The following is a 15353-nucleotide window of genomic DNA, read 5'->3' on the forward strand; positions in this document are numbered from 1 at the left end:
CCTTACTGTTGCCAGTCATCGGGGATGACGGCGATCACGTCGATCTCCATCAACCACTGCGGCTGACCGAGGGCCGAAACCACCAGGCCGGTGGAGATCGGGAATACGCCCTTGAGCCACTTGCCGACCTCGCGGTAGACCGGCTCGCGGTAGCGCGGGTCGATGATGTAGGTGGTGGTCTTGACGATATGCGAGAGGTCGCTGCCGGCCTCTTCGAGCAGTTGCTTGACGTTCTTCATCGCCTGCTCGGCCTGCGCCGCCGGATCACCCAGGCCAATCAGCTTGCCGTCGAAGTCGGTGCCGACCTGACCGCGCACGTACACGGTATTGCCGGCGCGCACGGCCTGGCACAGGTCATTGTCCAGGGACTGGTTGGGGTAGGTGTCCTTGGTGTTGAACATGCGAATGCGGGTATGCGTGGGCATCAGCGAACTCCGGTAAGGCTGGCGGTGACGGGCGCCTCGGCGGCGCGCTGGCTGGCATCGCGGTAGGCGCTGTACTTGCGCTGGGTGGCGATGTGATCGGCGACGTGCTTGGCGTCGTGCCACACGCCCCAGATGAAGGTGGAGCCACGACGCGACAGCCACGGCAGGCCGACGAAATAGACGCCCGGCTCGCTGGACACCCCGCGCTGGTGCTGCGGCTTGCCGCTGGCGTCAAGTGCATCGGCCGGCAGCCAGCTGAAGTCCACGGCATAACCGGTAGCCCAGATGATGCTGGTGACGCCGGCTTCAGCCAGGTTCAGTTGCAGCAACGGGTCGCTGACGCAGGCCGGCTCGGCGAAGCGTTTACGCGCCTCCGGTTCTTCCGGCAGGTCGAGGCCATTGCGGGCGATATAGGCGTCGGCGGCATCGAGCAGCGACAGGTAGTTCTCATCGCCCGCCGCCAGGTTGGCGGCCAGGTCGGCGCGGAACAGCGCCTTGCCGTCAGCGAAGGACTCCGTCAGCCCGACCAGGGTGATGCCCTGCCCGGCCAGCTCGCGGAAATCGATGGTGCGCCCGCCATGGGCGCCGCTGACAGCAATGGTCACGTGCTCCTTGCCCGGTTGCACGCTTTCCAGATCCCACAGGCCGAGTACACCCAGCCACCAGACGAAGTCGCGGCCACGGTAGGCGCGCGGCGGACGGTCATGGGCACCAACGGAGAGGTAGACCTGGCGCCCGGCGCGGTTCAGTTCATCCGCGATCTGCACACCAGAGGAACCGGCACCGACCACCAGCACCGCACCCTCGGGCAATTGCTGCGGGTTACGGTAATGCGCCGAGTGTATCTGCAGCAGCGTCTCATCCTGCGGGGCGATGGCCGGGATCACCGGACGCTGGAACGGGCCGGTCGCGGCGACCACGCGATTGGCGCGGATCACACCTTCCGAAGTCTCCACGGTAAAGCCCGGACGATCCGCATTACGCTCGACCTTCTTCACTTCGACACCGGTGCGAATCGGCGCATCGATCATCTTGGCGTAGGCCTCGAAGTAATCGGCAACCTGATCCTTGTGGGCGAAGGCATCCGGATCCAGATCGGGAAATTCCATGCCGGGGAAGCGGTCATGCCAGACCGGGCCGTTGGTCACCAGCGAGTCCCAGCGCACGCTGCGCCAGGCTTCGGCGATGCGGCTCTTCTCCAGCACCAGGTGCGGTACGCCGAGCTTGCCCAGATGCTCGCTCATGGCCACACCGGCCTGACCGGCGCCGACGACCAGGGTGTCGATCTCAAGAGGTACGGGAGCCCGTCCGGCGGGAGTGGGGAAAGGGGTCTGCTTCAGCTCGGTCATGGTTGCCTGCTCTGATTCTGCTCGTGACTGTTGCGCCGTGGCGCCTCGTTGTGGGCATTCTGTTCAGAGCGGGGCATTCGCGAAATTATGTTTTTTGTAGTCGCTGGCAAGGTAAAAACTGCCTGTATCCCCATTAGGTGCAGCTTCTTACCTTGTGCACGATCACCGTGCACGACAACGCTATATACAAAAAAACATAACGATGTAGGATGACGGCACTTGGCCTGCCGCCTGACTCGTTTCTACACCCCGAACACCACAAGGAATCTTCATGCTCAAGTCCCTCAAGCACAGCCTGCTCGTTCTTGGTCTGGCCTTCGCCGGTAGCGCCCTTGCCGATGAAGTGCAGGTGGCAGTAGCCGCCAACTTTACTGCGCCGATGCAGGCCATCGCGCCGGAGTTCGAGAAAGCCACCGGGCACAAGCTGGTCGCCGCATTCGGCTCCACCGGCCAGTTCTATGCACAGATTCGCAACGGCGCACCGTTCGAAGTGTTCCTGGCCGCCGACGACACCACACCGGCCAAACTGGAGAGCGAAGGCCTGACGGTCAAGGACTCGCGCTTCACCTACGCGGTGGGTGGCCTGGTGCTGTGGTCGGCTGACGCCAGCTATCTGGACGGCAGCGACGCGGCGCTCAAGGCCGGCCAGTTCAAGCATCTGTCGATTGCCAACCCGAAAGCCGCGCCCTACGGCCTGGCTGCCACCCAGGTGCTGGACAAGCTGGGCCTGAGCGAAGCGGTCAAGAGCAAGCTGGTGGAAGGCCAGAACATCACCCAAGCTCATCAGTTCGTGTCCACCGGTAATGCCGAGCTGGGCTTCGTCGCCCTGTCGCAGGTGTACAAGGACGGCAAGATCACCAGCGGTTCGGCATGGATCGTGCCCGGTGAACTGCATGAGCCGATCAACCAGGATGCGGTGATTCTCACCAAGGGCGCCAACAACCCGGCTGCCAGCGCCCTGGTTGATTTCCTCAAGGGGCCGGAAGCCGCCAAGATCATCGAGTCCTTCGGCTACAACCAGTAAGAGCCAATGGCGCCGCGTTATGATCGCGGCGCCACCTTCGAACCGGATCGTTTTGCATGCCCCTCTCGTCGAACGACTTCGCCGCCATCGCGCTGACGCTCGAACTGGCCACACTGACCACGCTCCTGCTGTTGCTGATCGGCACACCGATCGCCTGGTGGCTGACGCGTACCAACTCCTGGCTGAAACGTCCGGTCGGTGCGCTGGTGGCTCTGCCGCTGGTGTTACCACCGACGGTGATCGGCTTCTACCTGCTGGTGAGCATGGGGCCCAACGGCTTCTTCGGCCAGCTGACCCAGAGCCTTGGCCTGGGTACCTTCACCTTCACCTTTACCGGCCTGGTGATCGGCTCGGTGTTCTACTCGTTGCCCTTCGTCGTGCAACCGCTGCAGAACGCCTTCGAAGCCATCGGCCGCGGCCCTCTTGAGGCGGCAGCAACGCTACGCGCCAATCCCTGGGATGCATTCTTCACTGTGGTCCTGCCGCTGGCCCGGCCCGGATTCATCACCGCTTCGATTCTCGCGTTCGCCCACACCGTCGGCGAGTTCGGCGTGGTACTGATGATCGGCGGCAACATCCCCGGCAAGACCCAGGTGGTCTCGGTACAGATCTACAACCATGTGGAAACCATGAATTACGCCCAGGCGCACTGGCTGGCCGGCGGCATGGTGGCCTTCTCGTTCATCGTGCTGCTGGCGCTGTATAGCGGCCGCAGTCACAAGGCGAGGACGCTGTGATGCTCGCTTCCCTGTTCGGCAAAGGTCGTGACGCACTACCGGCAAAGGATGACGGCCGCATCCGCGCACGTTTTCTGGTCGAGCATGCCGGCTTTCGCCTGGACGTCGACCTTGACCTGCCCGGGCGTGGCGTCAGCGCGCTGTTCGGCCATTCCGGCTCGGGCAAGACCAGCTGCCTGCGCTGCTTCGCCGGGCTCGACCGGCCCGCGGAAGGTTATCTGCAAGTGGCCGGCGAACTCTGGCAGGACAGCGCCAAGGGCTATTTTCTGCCGGCCCACAAACGCGCCATCGGCTACGTGTTTCAGGATGCCAACCTGTTTCCCCATCTCAGCGTGCGCAGAAACCTGGAATACGGCCAACGGCGCATTGCCGCCGCAGAACGCAAGGTCGCCCTGGACCAGGCGCTGCAGCTGCTCGGCATCGGCCATCTGCTCGAACGCCTGCCCTCGGCATTGTCCGGCGGCGAGCGGCAGCGCGTCGGCATCGCCCGCGCCCTGGTCACCAGCCCGCGCCTGCTGCTGATGGACGAGCCGCTGGCCTCGCTCGACCTCAAGCGCAAGCAGGAGGTGCTGCCCTATCTGGAACGTCTGCATGAGGAGCTGGATATTCCGGTGATCTACGTCAGCCACGCGCCGGACGAGGTGGCGCGCCTGGCCGATCACCTGGTCCTACTCGAGGACGGCCAGGTCAGCGCCAGCGGTCCGCTCAAGGAAACGCTGCTGCGTACCGACCTGCCGTTTGCCAATGAAGACGATGCCGAGGCGGTGATCGACGGTCAGGTTTACGACCACGATGCGGGCTACGGCCTGCTGCAGTTGCGCCTGCCCGGCACTGAGGCCTTTCTGCGCCTGCCCCATGCCGCGCTGCCGAACGGGCATGCGGTTCGGGTGAAGATCAAGGCGCGTGATGTCAGCCTCGCCCTGCACCGCGCGGGCGGCAGCAGCCTGCTCAATCTGCTGCCGGTCACCGTGGAAAGCTGGCACGTGATGAATGCCCAGGTTCTGCTGACCTTGCGCCTCGGCGAGCAGCGACTGCTGGCGCGGATTACCCGCTACTCCTTCGACCAGTTGGGCATCGCCGCCGAGCAAATGCTCTGGGCGCAGGTCAAGTCGGTATCGCTGTTGGCACCATAACCGGTACCTGCGCCGGTCCGCGCACACCTTACGAGATGCCGGGCAACTCCAGATGCTCCGGCCGAATTTCCGCCCGCCCCGCCAGCAACAGGGCGAAGTGGATGACATTCTCCAGCTCGCGGGTGTTGCCCGGCCAGCGATGCGCCTCCAGCACCGCCTGCGCCTGCGGGCTGATCGCGGGAATGGCCAGGCTCAGACGCAGGGCGTGAATGCCAAGGAAGTACTCGGCCAACGGCAAGATGTCGCCGACCCGGTCACGTAGCGCCGGAAAGCGCAGCTGACCGTCGCACAGGTAGGCGTAAAGACGCTCGTCGAAGGTACCGGCCGCCACCGCGCGCCCCAGGTCGATGCTGCTGGCTGCCAGCAGGCGCACATCCACAGGCAGCGCCTGGCTGGCGCCGACCCGATACACCTCGCGGGTCTCCAGCGCCGCCAGCAGCTTGCTTTGCAACGCCCGCGAGAGATCGGCGATCTCGTCCAGGTAGAGCGTCCCGCCATTGGCCGAGCCAAACCAGCCGGCGCGGCTACTGGCCGCACCGACATGGGCGCCGCCGACATGCCCGAACAGCTCGGCCTCGCCCCACTGCGGGCTGATCACGGCGCAACTCAGGGCAACGAACAATCCACCACGCTCGCTGTGCCGGTGGATATAACGGGCCAGCAACTCCTTGCCTGTCCCGGTCTCGCCGGTGATCAACAGCGGCTGATTGCCGGGAGCCAGCGCCTCGGCTCGCTCACGCAACTGATGCGAGCGCGGATCGACGAACACCAGCGCCTTGGCCCGAATGCTCAACGGGCTCTTGTCTACATCGGCGAACGTCAGTGGCGGCGGTGTATTCAACGCAGAAGGCATGCGCAAGGCTCCGTGGCACGCCCGCACGGGGCGGCTCACCCAGAAAGAAAAAGGAAGCGGGAGGCTGCCTGGCCCGATCCCGCCCCGGAAAATCAGGCGCGCAGGCGCAACTGCTGCTCGATGCGGCTCTGCAGGCGATAGAGATAGGCGAAACCCTGCTCCCAATGATGGTGCCCGGACTTCACATTGATATGCCCGGCACCACTGAGAATGGCCGCCTCGCTACCCCAGCGCCGCGCCATCTCGATGGCACGCGCAGCACTGGCGGCGGTGTCGTTGTCGGAACCGATCAGCTGGCTGGGAAACGGCAACAGATCATGCGGCAGCGGCGCGAAGTTCTGCAGCGGCTCGGGGCAGCCAGGCCGCTCGACATCGGCCGGTGCCACTAGCAGCGCACCGCGTACACGACGCAGCAACTCCACCGGAGCCTGCTGCGCCCAATGCGCGACAGTCACGCAGCCCAGGCTGTGCGCGATGAGGATGGCCGGACGCGGGTCCGCCGCGACGACCTGGTTCAGCTCGGCGACCCAGTCGGCGCGCTGGGGACTGGCCCAGTCTTTCTGCTCGACGCGCGCACTGTTTGGCAGGTTGCGCTGCCAGTGGCTCTGCCAATGGTCGTCGGATGAGCCCTGCCAGCCCGGCAGGATCAGATAACGGATTGCTTCGCTGCGCATGTCACTGCCTCCTGAATCGAATGGCCACAGTCTAGGCAGAAGCGATGCAGCACAAAAAAGAATAAGAAATTATTTGCTTATTCAAAAAAACAAGAATACCCGCCACCTCTTATATTCCATAAAGATCTATAAATGTTCTTAAACATTATTTTTAAGAATATTCACGTCTGCCTACTATCCGCTCCACGCCACTATCGGCGCCCCACCCAACAAGGTGGCGTGCAAACACAAGGAGCCTGGAAATGACCGCGACCCTGAGAAACCTGGAAGGCCAGGATGAAGCCAGCATCCTGCGCGAGATCCAGACCGCCCTGCATGGCCTGAAATTCGGCTCGGTGGAAATCACCGTGCACAACGGCCAGGTCGTGCAGATCGAGCGCAAGGAAAAGTTTCGCCTGCAACCCCCGAGCACCAAAAGCAACTGACACATGATGCGGCCCGACTGGACCACCAGAGGGCTAGAAACCGTTCGCCCACCTGACACCTACACGCCAACACAAAAAGTCACCCGTTAGGAGCTGCACCATGTCCATTCGTCGTTTTGCCCTGGCCGCGCTGGCCAGCACCCTGATCGCCGGCCCGGCCATCGCCGAACCGCTGCTCAACGTTTCCTACGACCCGACCCGCGAGCTGTACGTCGAGTACAACGCCGCCTTCAACAAATTCTGGCAGGCCAAGGGCAACCCGGCCGTGACCATCCAGCAGTCCCACGGTGGCTCGGGCAAGCAGGCCCGCGCGGTGATCGACGGCCTACGCGCCGACGTGGTGACCCTGGCGCTGTCCGGCGACATCGATGCGATCAACCTCAACCAGCAACTGATCGATCCGAACTGGCAGGCGCGCCTGCCGGACAACAGCACGCCCTATACCTCGACCATCGTGTTCCTGGTGCGCAAGGGCAACCCGAAGCAGATCAAGGACTGGAACGACCTGGTCAAGGACGGCGTCGAGGTCATCACGCCGAACCCGAAAACCTCCGGCGGCGCGCGCTGGAACTTCCTTGCCGCGTGGGCCTACGCGCGCCAGCAGTACGGCAGTGAAGAGAAGGCGCTGGAGTTTGTCACCGAGCTGTACCGCCACGCCCCGGTGCTGGATACCGGCGCCCGCGGCGCCACCATCAGCTTCGTCCAGCGTGGTCTGGGTGATGTGCTGCTGGCCTGGGAGAACGAAGCCTACCTGTCGCTGGCCGAGGAAGGTGGCGATCAACTGGAAATCGTCACCCCGTCGCTGTCGATCCTCGCCGAACCACCGGTGGCCGTGGTCGATGCCAACGTCGACCGCAAGGGCACCCGCGCCGTCGCCGAAGCCTACCTTGAGCACCTGTACAGCGAGGAAGGCCAGCGCATTGCGGCGAAGAACTTCTACCGTCCGCGTAACGAAAAAGTAGCGGCCGAGTTCAAGGACCAGTTCAAGGATCTGCACCTGGTCACCATCGACAAGGACTTCGGCGGCTGGAAGCAGGCACAGCCGAAGTACTTCGACGATGGCGGCGTGTTCGACGACATCTTCAAGAAGATCAACCAGTGATCTGAACGACCCGGCCTGCCACCGGATAAGCGGTGGCAGGCCATGCTGTGGACCTGCACAAAAGGACTCACCATGTCTCGTCGAACCTCCCCGGTCATACCCGGCTTCGGGCTGACGCTGGGCTTCACCCTCAGCTACCTGGCGTTGATCGTGCTGATCCCGCTGGGAGCGATGTTCCTCTTCTCCCTGCAACTCTCCGCCGAACAATGGTGGAGCCTGCTCGGCAACCGCCAGCTACAGTTTTCGCTGCAACTGTCATTCGCTACAGCCCTGGCCGCCGCCCTGCTCAACGGCATTCTCGGCACCATCATTGCCTGGGTGCTGGTGCGCTACACCTTCCCCGGCCGGCGCATCATCGACGCCATGGTCGATATGCCCTTCGCCCTGCCCACCGCCGTGGCCGGTATCGCCCTGACCGCGCTGTACGCGCCCAACGGCCTGATCGGCTCGCTGTTCCCGTTCAAGATCGCCTATACCCCGCTGGGTATCACCCTGGCCCTAGTGTTCGTTACCCTGCCGTTCGTGGTGCGCACCCTGCAGCCGGTGCTGGCGGACATTCCCAAGGAGGTCGAGGAAGCCGCCGCCTGCCTCGGCGCCAAACCGCTGCAGGTGTTCCGCCATGTGCTGCTGCCGAGTCTGTTGCCGGCCTGGCTGACCGGTTTTGCCCTGGCCTTTGCCCGTGGCGTCGGCGAATACGGCTCGGTGGTGTTCATCGCCGGCAATATTCCGCTGAAGACCGAGATCCTGCCGCTGCTGATCGTCTCCAAGCTGGATCAGTACGACTACCCCGGCGCCACCGCCATTGGCGTGATCATGCTGGTGGTGTCGTTCATCCTGCTGCTGCTGATCAACATCCTGCAGCGCCGCATCCAGCCGCAAACCTGAGGAGCCCGTCATGAGCCTTGCAACCCTTGGCCAGCGCGCGGCTGCGCGCCCGGCCAGCCGCTCCGTCGGCGCCATCGCCCTGATCGTCATCGCCTGGGCTGTGTTCGCCGTGATCCTGGTGCTGCCGCTGTACATGGTGCTGACCCAGGGCCTGAGTCGCGGCCTGGAGTTCTTCTGGAACGCGATCAGCGAACCGGACGCCATCGCCGCGCTGAAGCTGACCCTGCTGGCCACCGTCATTTCGGTGCCGCTGAACCTGGTATTCGGCGTCGCTGCCGCATGGGCGGTGACCAAGTTCGAGTTCCGCGGCAAGAGCCTGCTGGTCACCCTGATCGACATGCCGTTCTCGGTGTCGCCGGTGGTCGCCGGCCTGATCTACGTGCTGCTGTTCGGCTCGCAGAGCCTGCTCGCGCCCTATCTCGATTCGTACGACCTGCAGATCGTCTACGCCGTGCCGGGCATCGTCCTGGCCACCATTTTCGTCACCTTCCCCTTCGTCGCCCGCGAGCTGATCCCGCTGATGGAGGAGCAAGGCAGCACCGAGGAAGAGGCGGCGCGCCTGCTTGGCGCCAATGGTTGGCAGATGTTCTGGCATGTCACGCTGCCTAACGTAAAATGGGCGCTTATCTACGGCGTGGTCCTGTGTACCGCCCGTGCGATGGGCGAGTTCGGGGCGGTATCGGTGGTGTCCGGGCATATCCGCGGTTACACCAATACCCTGCCGCTGCACATCGAGATTCTCTACAACGAGTACAACATCGTCGCCGCCTTCAGCGTCGCGATCCTGCTGCTCGTGATGGCCCTGGTGGTGCTGCTGCTTCGCCAGTGGAGCGAGGCGCGTCTGAGCCGCCAGCTACAGGCCGACCGAGAGGACTGACCGCCGTTGCGCCGCCGAGAGCGGCCCGGCCCACGGAACAAATCAGGAACATCAGCCATGAGTATCGAAGTCAAAGGCGTCAACAAGCGGTTCGGCCAGTTCAAGGCGCTGAACGACATCAACCTGAATATCCAGAGCGGCGAGCTGGTCGCCCTGCTCGGCCCTTCCGGCTGCGGCAAGACCACCCTGCTGCGCATCATCGCCGGCCTGGAAACCCCGGACAGCGGCAGCATCGGCTTCCACGGCGAGGACGTCTCCGAGCACGACGTGCGTGATCGCAACGTCGGCTTCGTGTTCCAGCACTACGCCCTGTTCCGCCACATGACGGTGTTCGACAACGTCGCCTTCGGCCTGCGCATGAAGCCCAAGAGCGAGCGCCCGAGCGAGGCGAAGATTGCCGAGAAGGTGCATGAGCTGCTCAACCTGGTGCAGCTCGACTGGCTCGGTGACCGCTACCCGGAGCAGCTTTCCGGTGGTCAGCGCCAGCGTATCGCCCTGGCCCGCGCGCTGGCGGTGGAGCCCAAGGTGCTGCTGCTCGACGAGCCCTTCGGCGCCCTCGACGCCAAGGTGCGCAAGGAGCTGCGCCGCTGGCTGGCACGCCTGCATGAAGAAGTGCACCTGACCAGTGTGTTCGTCACCCACGACCAGGAGGAAGCCATGGAAGTGGCCGACCGCATCGTGGTGATGAACAAGGGCGTGATCGAGCAGATCGGCTCGCCGGCGGAAGTCTACGAATACCCGGCCAGCGATTTCGTCTACCACTTCCTCGGCGACGCCAACCGTCTGTACGTGGGCAGCGATCACCATGTGCTGTTCCGCCCCCACGAGGTGGACCTCGCCACCGAGCCGGCCGCCGATCACCAGGCCGGTGAAGTGCGCGACATCCGCCTGCTCGGCGCCATCACCCGCATCACCCTCAAGGTCGAGGGCCAGGACGAGCTGATCGAAGCGGAAGTGGCCAAGGACCACGCCAGCCTGGACAACCTGGCGCGCGGCACCACCCTGTACTTCAAGCCCAAGGGTGGCAAGCCGGTCAGCGCCCAGGCCTGAGAGCCGCGAACGGCTCTAGCACCTACTCCAAGGCGATCGCCATGATCGCCTGGCGTCCCTGCGCTGAAACCTGCAGGGCACGCGAACCCTGGCTGCGCCGCAGCCAGCCGTGCCCTTCGAATAACGCCAGCAATGCCGCGCCCAGCGCGCCACCCAGATGCGGCTTGCGTTCGCTCCAGTCGGGGCAGGCACACAGACGCTGGCGGCGCTGCCGTTGCACCTGCGGCCAATCGATCCCCAATGCCTGCAGGTGCTGTTCGCCCGTTGCCGTGACGGCCAGCGCGCCATCCTGCTCCAGCAGCCAGTCGGCTGCGCACATGCGCGCAAACATCCCCACCGCCAGCTCGCCGGCCAGATGGTCGTAGCAGGTGCGTGCCTCACGCATCGCCTGCGGCGTACCGCGCGACGCCGGCAGCGGGCGAGCCTGACGTGGCTGTGCGGCGAGCGCCGCATTGGCCAGCGCCTCCACCAACTGACCCACTTCCGGCCCGGCCAGGCGGTAAAAGCGATTACGCCCGTGGCGCTGTTGCACCAGCAGGCCGCCCTCGACCAGCTTGCTCAGGTGTGCGCTGGTCGAGGATGGCGACAACCCGGCCAACAGCGCCAGCTCACCGGCGGGACGCGCGCTGCCATCCATCAACGCCCAGACCATGCTGGCACGCCCGGCATCGGCGAGCAGCGCGGCGATCGAACTGAAGCCCGGTGCGTATTCCATAATTCACCTCATGACGAAACATGGCATGCAACAAATGTGGATACTGGCAGGCAATATCAAACAGAGCCAGCCAAGGAGACGCCATGCTCGCCGTGATTTTCGAAGTGGAAGCCAAGCCCGGTCAGCAACCACACTATCTCGAGCTCGCCGGCGAACTGCGTCCACTGCTCGCCGAGCAACCCGGTTTCATCTCCATCGAACGCTTTCAGAGCCTCTCCCAGCCCGGAAAAATTCTCTCCCTGTCGTTCTGGCAGGACGAAGCCTCGGTCGCGGCCTGGCGTCAGCGTCAGGAGCACCGCCAGGCTCAGACGGCGGGTCGTGAAGAGCTCTTCAGCCACTTTCGCCTGCGCGTGGCCCAGGTGGTTCGCGACTACGGCCTGCACGAGCGCGACGAAGCACCCGCCGACAGCCGCACGCTCCACGAGCAGGAGGCGGCGCAATGGCCGAGCATCTGCCGCTGATCCTCGCCACCTTCATCCTTGCCGGCATGATCAAGGGCGTGGTCGGCCTCGGCCTGCCGACCATCGCCGTGGGCCTGCTCGGCCTGGTAATGCCACCGCTGCAAGCAGCAGCGCTGTTGATCATCCCGTCGATGGTGACCAACATCTGGCAGCTCTGCGACGGCCGCAGTCCGCTGCCGATGCTACGTCGCCTGTGGCCGATGCTGCTGGGAATCGTCGCTGGCACGCTGCTGGTCGCCGGCTTGCTGCGAAGCCTCGACTTGCCGGGTGCCACGCGCTGGCTGGGCGCGGCACTGGTGGTTTATGCCGGGCTTGGCCTGGCCAGGGTGCATTTTCATGTCGCAGCACGGCATGAGCCCTGGCTGGCACCGCTGATTGGCGCCGTCACCGGGGCGATCACCGCTGTTACTGGCATCTTCGCCATCCCCGCGGTCCCCTACCTGCAAGCCATAGGTCTGGAGAAGGACGATCTGGTGCAAGCCCTAGGGCTGTCGTTCAGTGTCTCCACCCTGGCCCTGGCAGCCGCCCTCGGCCATAGCGGCGAGTTGCTGCAACCTGCGGTGCTGGGCATGTCCGCCATCGCCCTGCTGCCGGCGCTGCTGGGTATGGCAGCGGGCCAGTGGCTGCGCAAGCGCATCAGTGCGGAGCGCTTCAAACGCTGGTTCTTCGTTGGCCTGTTGCTGCTCGGTGCCGAACTGGCGCTGCGCGGGCTCTGACAGGCGCAGTAGAGCGGTTGCATCCGTTACCGCCCCGTTTCATGCAGCCGGTAAAAACACCCGAACGGTAGCGATTTCCGACGAAATCACTCTTTCGGGCCATGCCCGACGCTGAACGACGCAGTAGTCTTGACGCTGCGTCATTGACGCAGCCCCGCTCAAAACAATAACAAGGAGCACCCGGATGCGCTGTAAAGCACTGCTGCGCCATGCCTTTCTCTGGTCACTGGGCCTGTTCATCGGGCTCTCGCCCATGGCCTTTGCCGAAGCCGTTACCCCGCAGGAACAGATCCAGATTCACGCCTGTCGCGCCACCAGCAGCCTGATGCTGTTACGCGGTGAAGGCTTCCAGAAGATTCATCAGCAGCGCCTGGAGGCCGATCTGGCCGCTCTGGCCGGCGCCATGCAGAGCCTGCCGCAAGGCAGCAACGAACTCACCAGCACTCATCACGCCCTCGTTACCCAACTGCGTAACGGTGTTTCCTATGGCCCCGGTGACGAAAACGTGCCCTGGCGTTTCCCTGAGGATCTCAGTCGCGCCCTGCGTGATTTCCTTGCGGCAGCTAGGGCTGTACCTGGCGCGCAAGGACAAAGCGAATTGGCCGCGAAAGTCGAATACCTGGGTGTGCAATACCTCGCCCGCTCCTACCTGGGCACCTTCGAGATTGCCCGCGAGCAACCCGACACCTACCTGGGCCAGGACGAGCGTTTGCTGCTGCCGGCCATCGATCGCGAACTACAGGCACTGGATGCCGAAGCCGACCCGCAGCTCGGTAAGTTGCAGACCCGCTGGGGATATCTGCGCGCAGCTCTCGCGGACATGAACAGTCAGAGCAATACGCTGGAAAGTGTGTCCGGTCGCCCCTTCGCGCCGATCACCGTGGCTCGTCACACGCGTGCAATGACCACGCAGTGGATGACGATGTTCTAGAAGCACTCGCGACCGAAGCCCATCCAACGACCCAGAGAAATCGTGGGAGGGGCTTCAGCCGCGATAAAAGCTCGCCGCTAAAGCGCCTCCCACAACACCCGCGACCATCGAGAATAAATTCGTGCCGACAATGCCAAGCAGGCGTCAGGTCCACGATCGTTTCGCGCCGGGGCGGCGCTCCGACAGGTATGGCCGACTCAGGCCAGCGCCTTCTTCTCGCGAATGCAGGTCGGGCCGGCGATCTCCACCACCGCGTGCTCGACCTCCTTGCGCAGACCAAGGAGAAAGGCCAACTCGGCGACCACGAACAATGGGCCGACCATCAGCCCCATGATGTCATCGACGAACGCCGGCTTGCGCCCCTCGTAGTAGTGACCGATGAACTGGATGATCCAACCGATCACGAACAAGCCAATGCCTGCTGACAGCCAAACGACCGTGGAAGCGCTCGCCAGGATGGCACCGGCCCACAGACACAACGCCAACAACACGCTCATGAGCAGGCCGAAGCGGGTATCCAGGCGCAGATAGAACAGCGCGGCGGCCAACGCCACCAGGGTTGCCGGCGCCCACCACAGGCCAGCCAGTTCGAAGCCCGGACGCGACAGCAGCACCGCGACAGCCAGCACGATCATCGGGATGCCGATGAAATGGCTGGCAATATTGCGTCGGTCGCGGTGATAGGCCGCATACTGGGCCAGGTGATCGACGAGGGTTTTCATTGTTATCGTCCTCATTGCAGGGAACAGGCTCGTGCATGATCACCTCGCGCTGAACCGACGTACTGTCGGCTAGCCGACAATGGCAGGGATCGCCACACCGCCTCACAGGAGCCGCAATGCCCGATCCTCGCAATTACGCCAGCCTGTTGAATCAGGGCCACTGGTTCGCCGCGCTGCCCTCGGCGCTGAGCCAGAGCCTGCTGGAGATGGCCAAGGTGCAACGCCTGGACGCCGGTCAGCGCCTGTTTCGCCGGGGCGACAAACCCAGCGGCCTGTATGCAGTGGTCGAAGGTGCCGTGCGCGTCGGCGCGGTCAGCGAAAACGGCAAGGAAGCGCTGTTGACGCTGGTCGGGCCACCCTACTGGTTCGGTGAAATCTCGCTGTTCGACGGTCTGCCGCGCACGCACGATGCCTTCGCCGAAAGCGCCAGCACCCTGCTGCTGCTACCGCAAGCCGAGTTGCTCGCCTTGCTCGAACGCGAGCCACAACACTGGCGCGACTTCGCCCTGCTGATGAGCCATAAACTGCGTCTGGCTTTCGTCACCCTGGAAGACATGAGCCTGCTGCCGGCCGCGCCACGTCTGGCCAGGCGCCTGCTGCTGATTGCCGAGAACTACGGTGAAGGCGAACCGCGTCAGCTATTGCACCTGGCTCAGGAGCAGCTGGCGCTGATGCTCTCGCTGTCACGCCAGACCACCAACCAGATCCTCAAGGAGCTGGAGGCCCAGGGCGTCGTGCGCCTGACCTATGGCGAGATCGAGATTCTCGACATCGAACGCCTGCGCCATGCAGTGGATAGTTGATCTTCAGTACATTGGGCAAGACACGCTACGCTGCCGCCATGTGTCCAGCCAACCTGGGGCTCCGCTCTCATGCACCTGCACCGCGTAATCATCTTCAGCCCGCAACCCGACGTACTTGCACAGTTCTACTGCCGCGCATTCGATATGCAGGTTCTCTCGGTCGAAGGGTCTTTCGTGGACATTGGCGCCACAGATTCGCCGACCTCACGCATCGCATTCCACAAAGGCAAACGCTTACCAAGCACATCGATCAAGCTTTGCTTTCACTGCGCCGATGTTGCCACCGAGCGGGAGCGCTTGATGGGCATCGGCGTAAAGATGGGTAAGGTGCAGGGTCATGCTGAATCACTTTGCTTTTGCGACGGGCAAGATGCAGAAGGCAATGCATTCCAGATCACCAATCGGGCCTGACCCTCTATTCGGCCCCACTCTTATCAGGGAACGCCTGCGCCAACTGGCCTCCTGAACCGC

Annotated in this window: 19 protein-coding genes; 13 read left to right on the forward strand and 6 right to left on the reverse strand. The window is 63.9% G+C overall.

What is annotated here, in order from left to right; all coding sequences use genetic code 11:
* Nucleotides 1-2: 2 nt before the first annotated feature.
* Together ACJRW5_RS21280 and ACJRW5_RS21285 are read right to left on the reverse strand one after the other, a co-directional pair.
* Nucleotides 3-425 carry a RidA family protein gene (locus ACJRW5_RS21280; RefSeq protein ID WP_484572483.1) on the reverse strand — a complete coding sequence of 141 codons (423 nt, stop codon included), beginning with the start codon at nt 423-425 and terminating at the stop codon, nt 3-5.
* A complete protein-coding gene (locus tag ACJRW5_RS21285) occupies nt 425-1774 on the reverse strand; it encodes a flavin-containing monooxygenase (protein WP_484572484.1) in 1350 nt (449 codons plus the stop codon). Before ACJRW5_RS21285 ends, ACJRW5_RS21280 begins: the two co-directional genes overlap by 1 nt.
* 271 nt (nt 1775-2045) lie before the next feature.
* Between ACJRW5_RS21285 and modA the strand changes: the two genes are divergently transcribed.
* Genes modA through modC form a run of 3 tightly spaced genes read left to right on the forward strand, consistent with a single transcriptional unit; the run spans nt 2046 to nt 4668 of the window.
* A complete protein-coding gene (gene modA / locus ACJRW5_RS21290; protein ID WP_484572485.1) occupies nt 2046-2798 on the forward strand; it encodes a molybdate ABC transporter substrate-binding protein in 753 nt (250 codons plus the stop codon).
* A 56-nt stretch (nt 2799-2854) separates the two neighbouring features.
* Nucleotides 2855-3535, forward strand: coding sequence for a molybdate ABC transporter permease subunit (modB, locus tag ACJRW5_RS21295; RefSeq protein WP_484572486.1), 681 nt, complete (start codon nt 2855-2857; stop codon nt 3533-3535).
* Nucleotides 3535-4668, forward strand: a complete 1134-nt coding sequence (modC, locus tag ACJRW5_RS21300) for a molybdenum ABC transporter ATP-binding protein (RefSeq protein ID WP_484572487.1) — start codon at nt 3535-3537, stop codon at nt 4666-4668. Before modB ends, modC begins: the two co-directional genes overlap by 1 nt.
* Before the next feature lie 28 nt (nt 4669-4696).
* Here the strand turns inward: modC and ACJRW5_RS21305 are convergent, their stop codons facing one another.
* Nucleotides 4697-5521, reverse strand: a complete 825-nt coding sequence (locus ACJRW5_RS21305) for a sigma 54-interacting transcriptional regulator (RefSeq protein WP_484572488.1) — start codon at nt 5519-5521, stop codon at nt 4697-4699.
* Nucleotides 5522-5613: 92 nt separating this feature from the next.
* On the reverse strand, nt 5614-6195 hold the full coding sequence (locus ACJRW5_RS21310) for an RBBP9/YdeN family alpha/beta hydrolase (RefSeq protein ID WP_484572489.1): 582 nt from the start codon (nt 6193-6195) through the stop codon (nt 5614-5616).
* 242 nt (nt 6196-6437) lie between these two features.
* On the opposite strand from ACJRW5_RS21310, the gene oscA reads away from it, so the two are divergent.
* The 5 genes from oscA to ACJRW5_RS21335 all read left to right on the forward strand — a co-directional run bounded on the left by oscA (nt 6438) and on the right by ACJRW5_RS21335 (nt 10534).
* Nucleotides 6438-6620: a sulfur starvation response protein OscA gene (oscA, locus tag ACJRW5_RS21315; protein ID WP_484572490.1), complete on the forward strand. Its 183-nt coding sequence runs from the start codon at nt 6438-6440 to the stop codon at nt 6618-6620.
* A 100-nt stretch (nt 6621-6720) separates the two neighbouring features.
* The gene (locus ACJRW5_RS21320; protein ID WP_484572491.1) at nt 6721-7722 is read left to right on the forward strand and encodes a sulfate ABC transporter substrate-binding protein; all 1002 of its coding nucleotides are present in this window, start codon (nt 6721-6723) and stop codon (nt 7720-7722) included.
* Between the two features lie 72 nt (nt 7723-7794).
* Nucleotides 7795-8607, forward strand: coding sequence for a sulfate ABC transporter permease subunit CysT (cysT, locus tag ACJRW5_RS21325; RefSeq protein WP_484572492.1), 813 nt, complete (start codon nt 7795-7797; stop codon nt 8605-8607).
* Between the two features lie 10 nt (nt 8608-8617).
* The gene (gene cysW / locus ACJRW5_RS21330) at nt 8618-9484 is read left to right on the forward strand and encodes a sulfate ABC transporter permease subunit CysW (protein WP_484572493.1); all 867 of its coding nucleotides are present in this window, start codon (nt 8618-8620) and stop codon (nt 9482-9484) included.
* A 57-nt stretch (nt 9485-9541) separates the two neighbouring features.
* Nucleotides 9542-10534 (forward strand): sulfate/molybdate ABC transporter ATP-binding protein, encoded by a 993-nt coding sequence (locus tag ACJRW5_RS21335; protein WP_484572494.1) that lies wholly within the window; start codon nt 9542-9544, stop codon nt 10532-10534.
* Nucleotides 10535-10556: 22 nt separating this feature from the next.
* On the opposite strand, the gene ACJRW5_RS21340 is transcribed toward ACJRW5_RS21335, so the two are convergent.
* Complete coding sequence (locus tag ACJRW5_RS21340; RefSeq protein ID WP_484572495.1) at nt 10557-11249, reverse strand: ArsR/SmtB family transcription factor; 693 nt, start codon at nt 11247-11249, stop codon at nt 10557-10559.
* Nucleotides 11250-11332: 83 nt separating this feature from the next.
* On the opposite strand from ACJRW5_RS21340, the gene ACJRW5_RS21345 reads away from it, so the two are divergent.
* The 3 genes from ACJRW5_RS21345 to ACJRW5_RS21355 all read left to right on the forward strand — a co-directional run bounded on the left by ACJRW5_RS21345 (nt 11333) and on the right by ACJRW5_RS21355 (nt 13357).
* Nucleotides 11333-11710, forward strand: coding sequence for an antibiotic biosynthesis monooxygenase family protein (locus ACJRW5_RS21345; protein WP_484572496.1), 378 nt, complete (start codon nt 11333-11335; stop codon nt 11708-11710).
* The gene (locus ACJRW5_RS21350; protein ID WP_484572497.1) at nt 11689-12426 is read left to right on the forward strand and encodes a sulfite exporter TauE/SafE family protein; all 738 of its coding nucleotides are present in this window, start codon (nt 11689-11691) and stop codon (nt 12424-12426) included. Before ACJRW5_RS21345 ends, ACJRW5_RS21350 begins: the two co-directional genes overlap by 22 nt.
* Nucleotides 12427-12610: 184 nt before the next feature.
* A complete protein-coding gene (locus ACJRW5_RS21355) occupies nt 12611-13357 on the forward strand; it encodes a hypothetical protein (RefSeq protein ID WP_484572498.1) in 747 nt (248 codons plus the stop codon).
* Between the two features lie 197 nt (nt 13358-13554).
* On the opposite strand, the gene ACJRW5_RS21360 is transcribed toward ACJRW5_RS21355, so the two are convergent.
* Nucleotides 13555-14079, reverse strand: a complete 525-nt coding sequence (locus tag ACJRW5_RS21360; protein WP_484572499.1) for an Mpo1 family 2-hydroxy fatty acid dioxygenase — start codon at nt 14077-14079, stop codon at nt 13555-13557.
* Between the two features lie 116 nt (nt 14080-14195).
* Between ACJRW5_RS21360 and ACJRW5_RS21365 the strand changes: the two genes are divergently transcribed.
* Nucleotides 14196-14882 (forward strand): Crp/Fnr family transcriptional regulator, encoded by a 687-nt coding sequence (locus ACJRW5_RS21365; protein ID WP_484572500.1) that lies wholly within the window; start codon nt 14196-14198, stop codon nt 14880-14882.
* A gap of 69 nt (nt 14883-14951) precedes the next feature.
* Nucleotides 14952-15293, forward strand: a complete 342-nt coding sequence (locus tag ACJRW5_RS21370; protein ID WP_484572501.1) for a VOC family protein — start codon at nt 14952-14954, stop codon at nt 15291-15293.
* Nucleotides 15294-15353 lie beyond the last annotated feature (60 nt).

Source organism: Pseudomonas pichavaramensis, assembly GCF_050473265.1.
GTDB lineage: Bacteria > Pseudomonadota > Gammaproteobacteria > Pseudomonadales > Pseudomonadaceae > Aquipseudomonas.

What these genes read in the sequence shown, in the direction of transcription:
- ACJRW5_RS21280 (WP_484572483.1), bottom strand. Translation starts at nt 425, where the DNA reads ATGCCCACGCATACCCGCATTCGCATGTTCAACACCAAGGACACCTAC.
- ACJRW5_RS21285 (WP_484572484.1), bottom strand. Translation starts at nt 1,774, where the DNA reads ATGACCGAGCTGAAGCAGACCCCTTTCCCCACTCCCGCCGGACGGGCT.
- modA (WP_484572485.1), top strand. Translation starts at nt 2,046, where the DNA reads ATGCTCAAGTCCCTCAAGCACAGCCTGCTCGTTCTTGGTCTGGCCTTC.
- modB (WP_484572486.1), top strand. Translation starts at nt 2,855, where the DNA reads ATGCCCCTCTCGTCGAACGACTTCGCCGCCATCGCGCTGACGCTCGAA.
- modC (WP_484572487.1), top strand. Translation starts at nt 3,535, where the DNA reads ATGCTCGCTTCCCTGTTCGGCAAAGGTCGTGACGCACTACCGGCAAAG.
- ACJRW5_RS21305 (WP_484572488.1), bottom strand. Translation starts at nt 5,521, where the DNA reads ATGCCTTCTGCGTTGAATACACCGCCGCCACTGACGTTCGCCGATGTA.
- ACJRW5_RS21310 (WP_484572489.1), bottom strand. Translation starts at nt 6,195, where the DNA reads ATGCGCAGCGAAGCAATCCGTTATCTGATCCTGCCGGGCTGGCAGGGC.
- oscA (WP_484572490.1), top strand. Translation starts at nt 6,438, where the DNA reads ATGACCGCGACCCTGAGAAACCTGGAAGGCCAGGATGAAGCCAGCATC.
- ACJRW5_RS21320 (WP_484572491.1), top strand. Translation starts at nt 6,721, where the DNA reads ATGTCCATTCGTCGTTTTGCCCTGGCCGCGCTGGCCAGCACCCTGATC.
- cysT (WP_484572492.1), top strand. Translation starts at nt 7,795, where the DNA reads ATGTCTCGTCGAACCTCCCCGGTCATACCCGGCTTCGGGCTGACGCTG.
- cysW (WP_484572493.1), top strand. Translation starts at nt 8,618, where the DNA reads ATGAGCCTTGCAACCCTTGGCCAGCGCGCGGCTGCGCGCCCGGCCAGC.
- ACJRW5_RS21335 (WP_484572494.1), top strand. Translation starts at nt 9,542, where the DNA reads ATGAGTATCGAAGTCAAAGGCGTCAACAAGCGGTTCGGCCAGTTCAAG.
- ACJRW5_RS21340 (WP_484572495.1), bottom strand. Translation starts at nt 11,249, where the DNA reads ATGGAATACGCACCGGGCTTCAGTTCGATCGCCGCGCTGCTCGCCGAT.
- ACJRW5_RS21345 (WP_484572496.1), top strand. Translation starts at nt 11,333, where the DNA reads ATGCTCGCCGTGATTTTCGAAGTGGAAGCCAAGCCCGGTCAGCAACCA.
- ACJRW5_RS21350 (WP_484572497.1), top strand. Translation starts at nt 11,689, where the DNA reads ATGGCCGAGCATCTGCCGCTGATCCTCGCCACCTTCATCCTTGCCGGC.
- ACJRW5_RS21355 (WP_484572498.1), top strand. Translation starts at nt 12,611, where the DNA reads ATGCGCTGTAAAGCACTGCTGCGCCATGCCTTTCTCTGGTCACTGGGC.
- ACJRW5_RS21360 (WP_484572499.1), bottom strand. Translation starts at nt 14,079, where the DNA reads ATGAAAACCCTCGTCGATCACCTGGCCCAGTATGCGGCCTATCACCGC.
- ACJRW5_RS21365 (WP_484572500.1), top strand. Translation starts at nt 14,196, where the DNA reads ATGCCCGATCCTCGCAATTACGCCAGCCTGTTGAATCAGGGCCACTGG.
- ACJRW5_RS21370 (WP_484572501.1), top strand. Translation starts at nt 14,952, where the DNA reads ATGCACCTGCACCGCGTAATCATCTTCAGCCCGCAACCCGACGTACTT.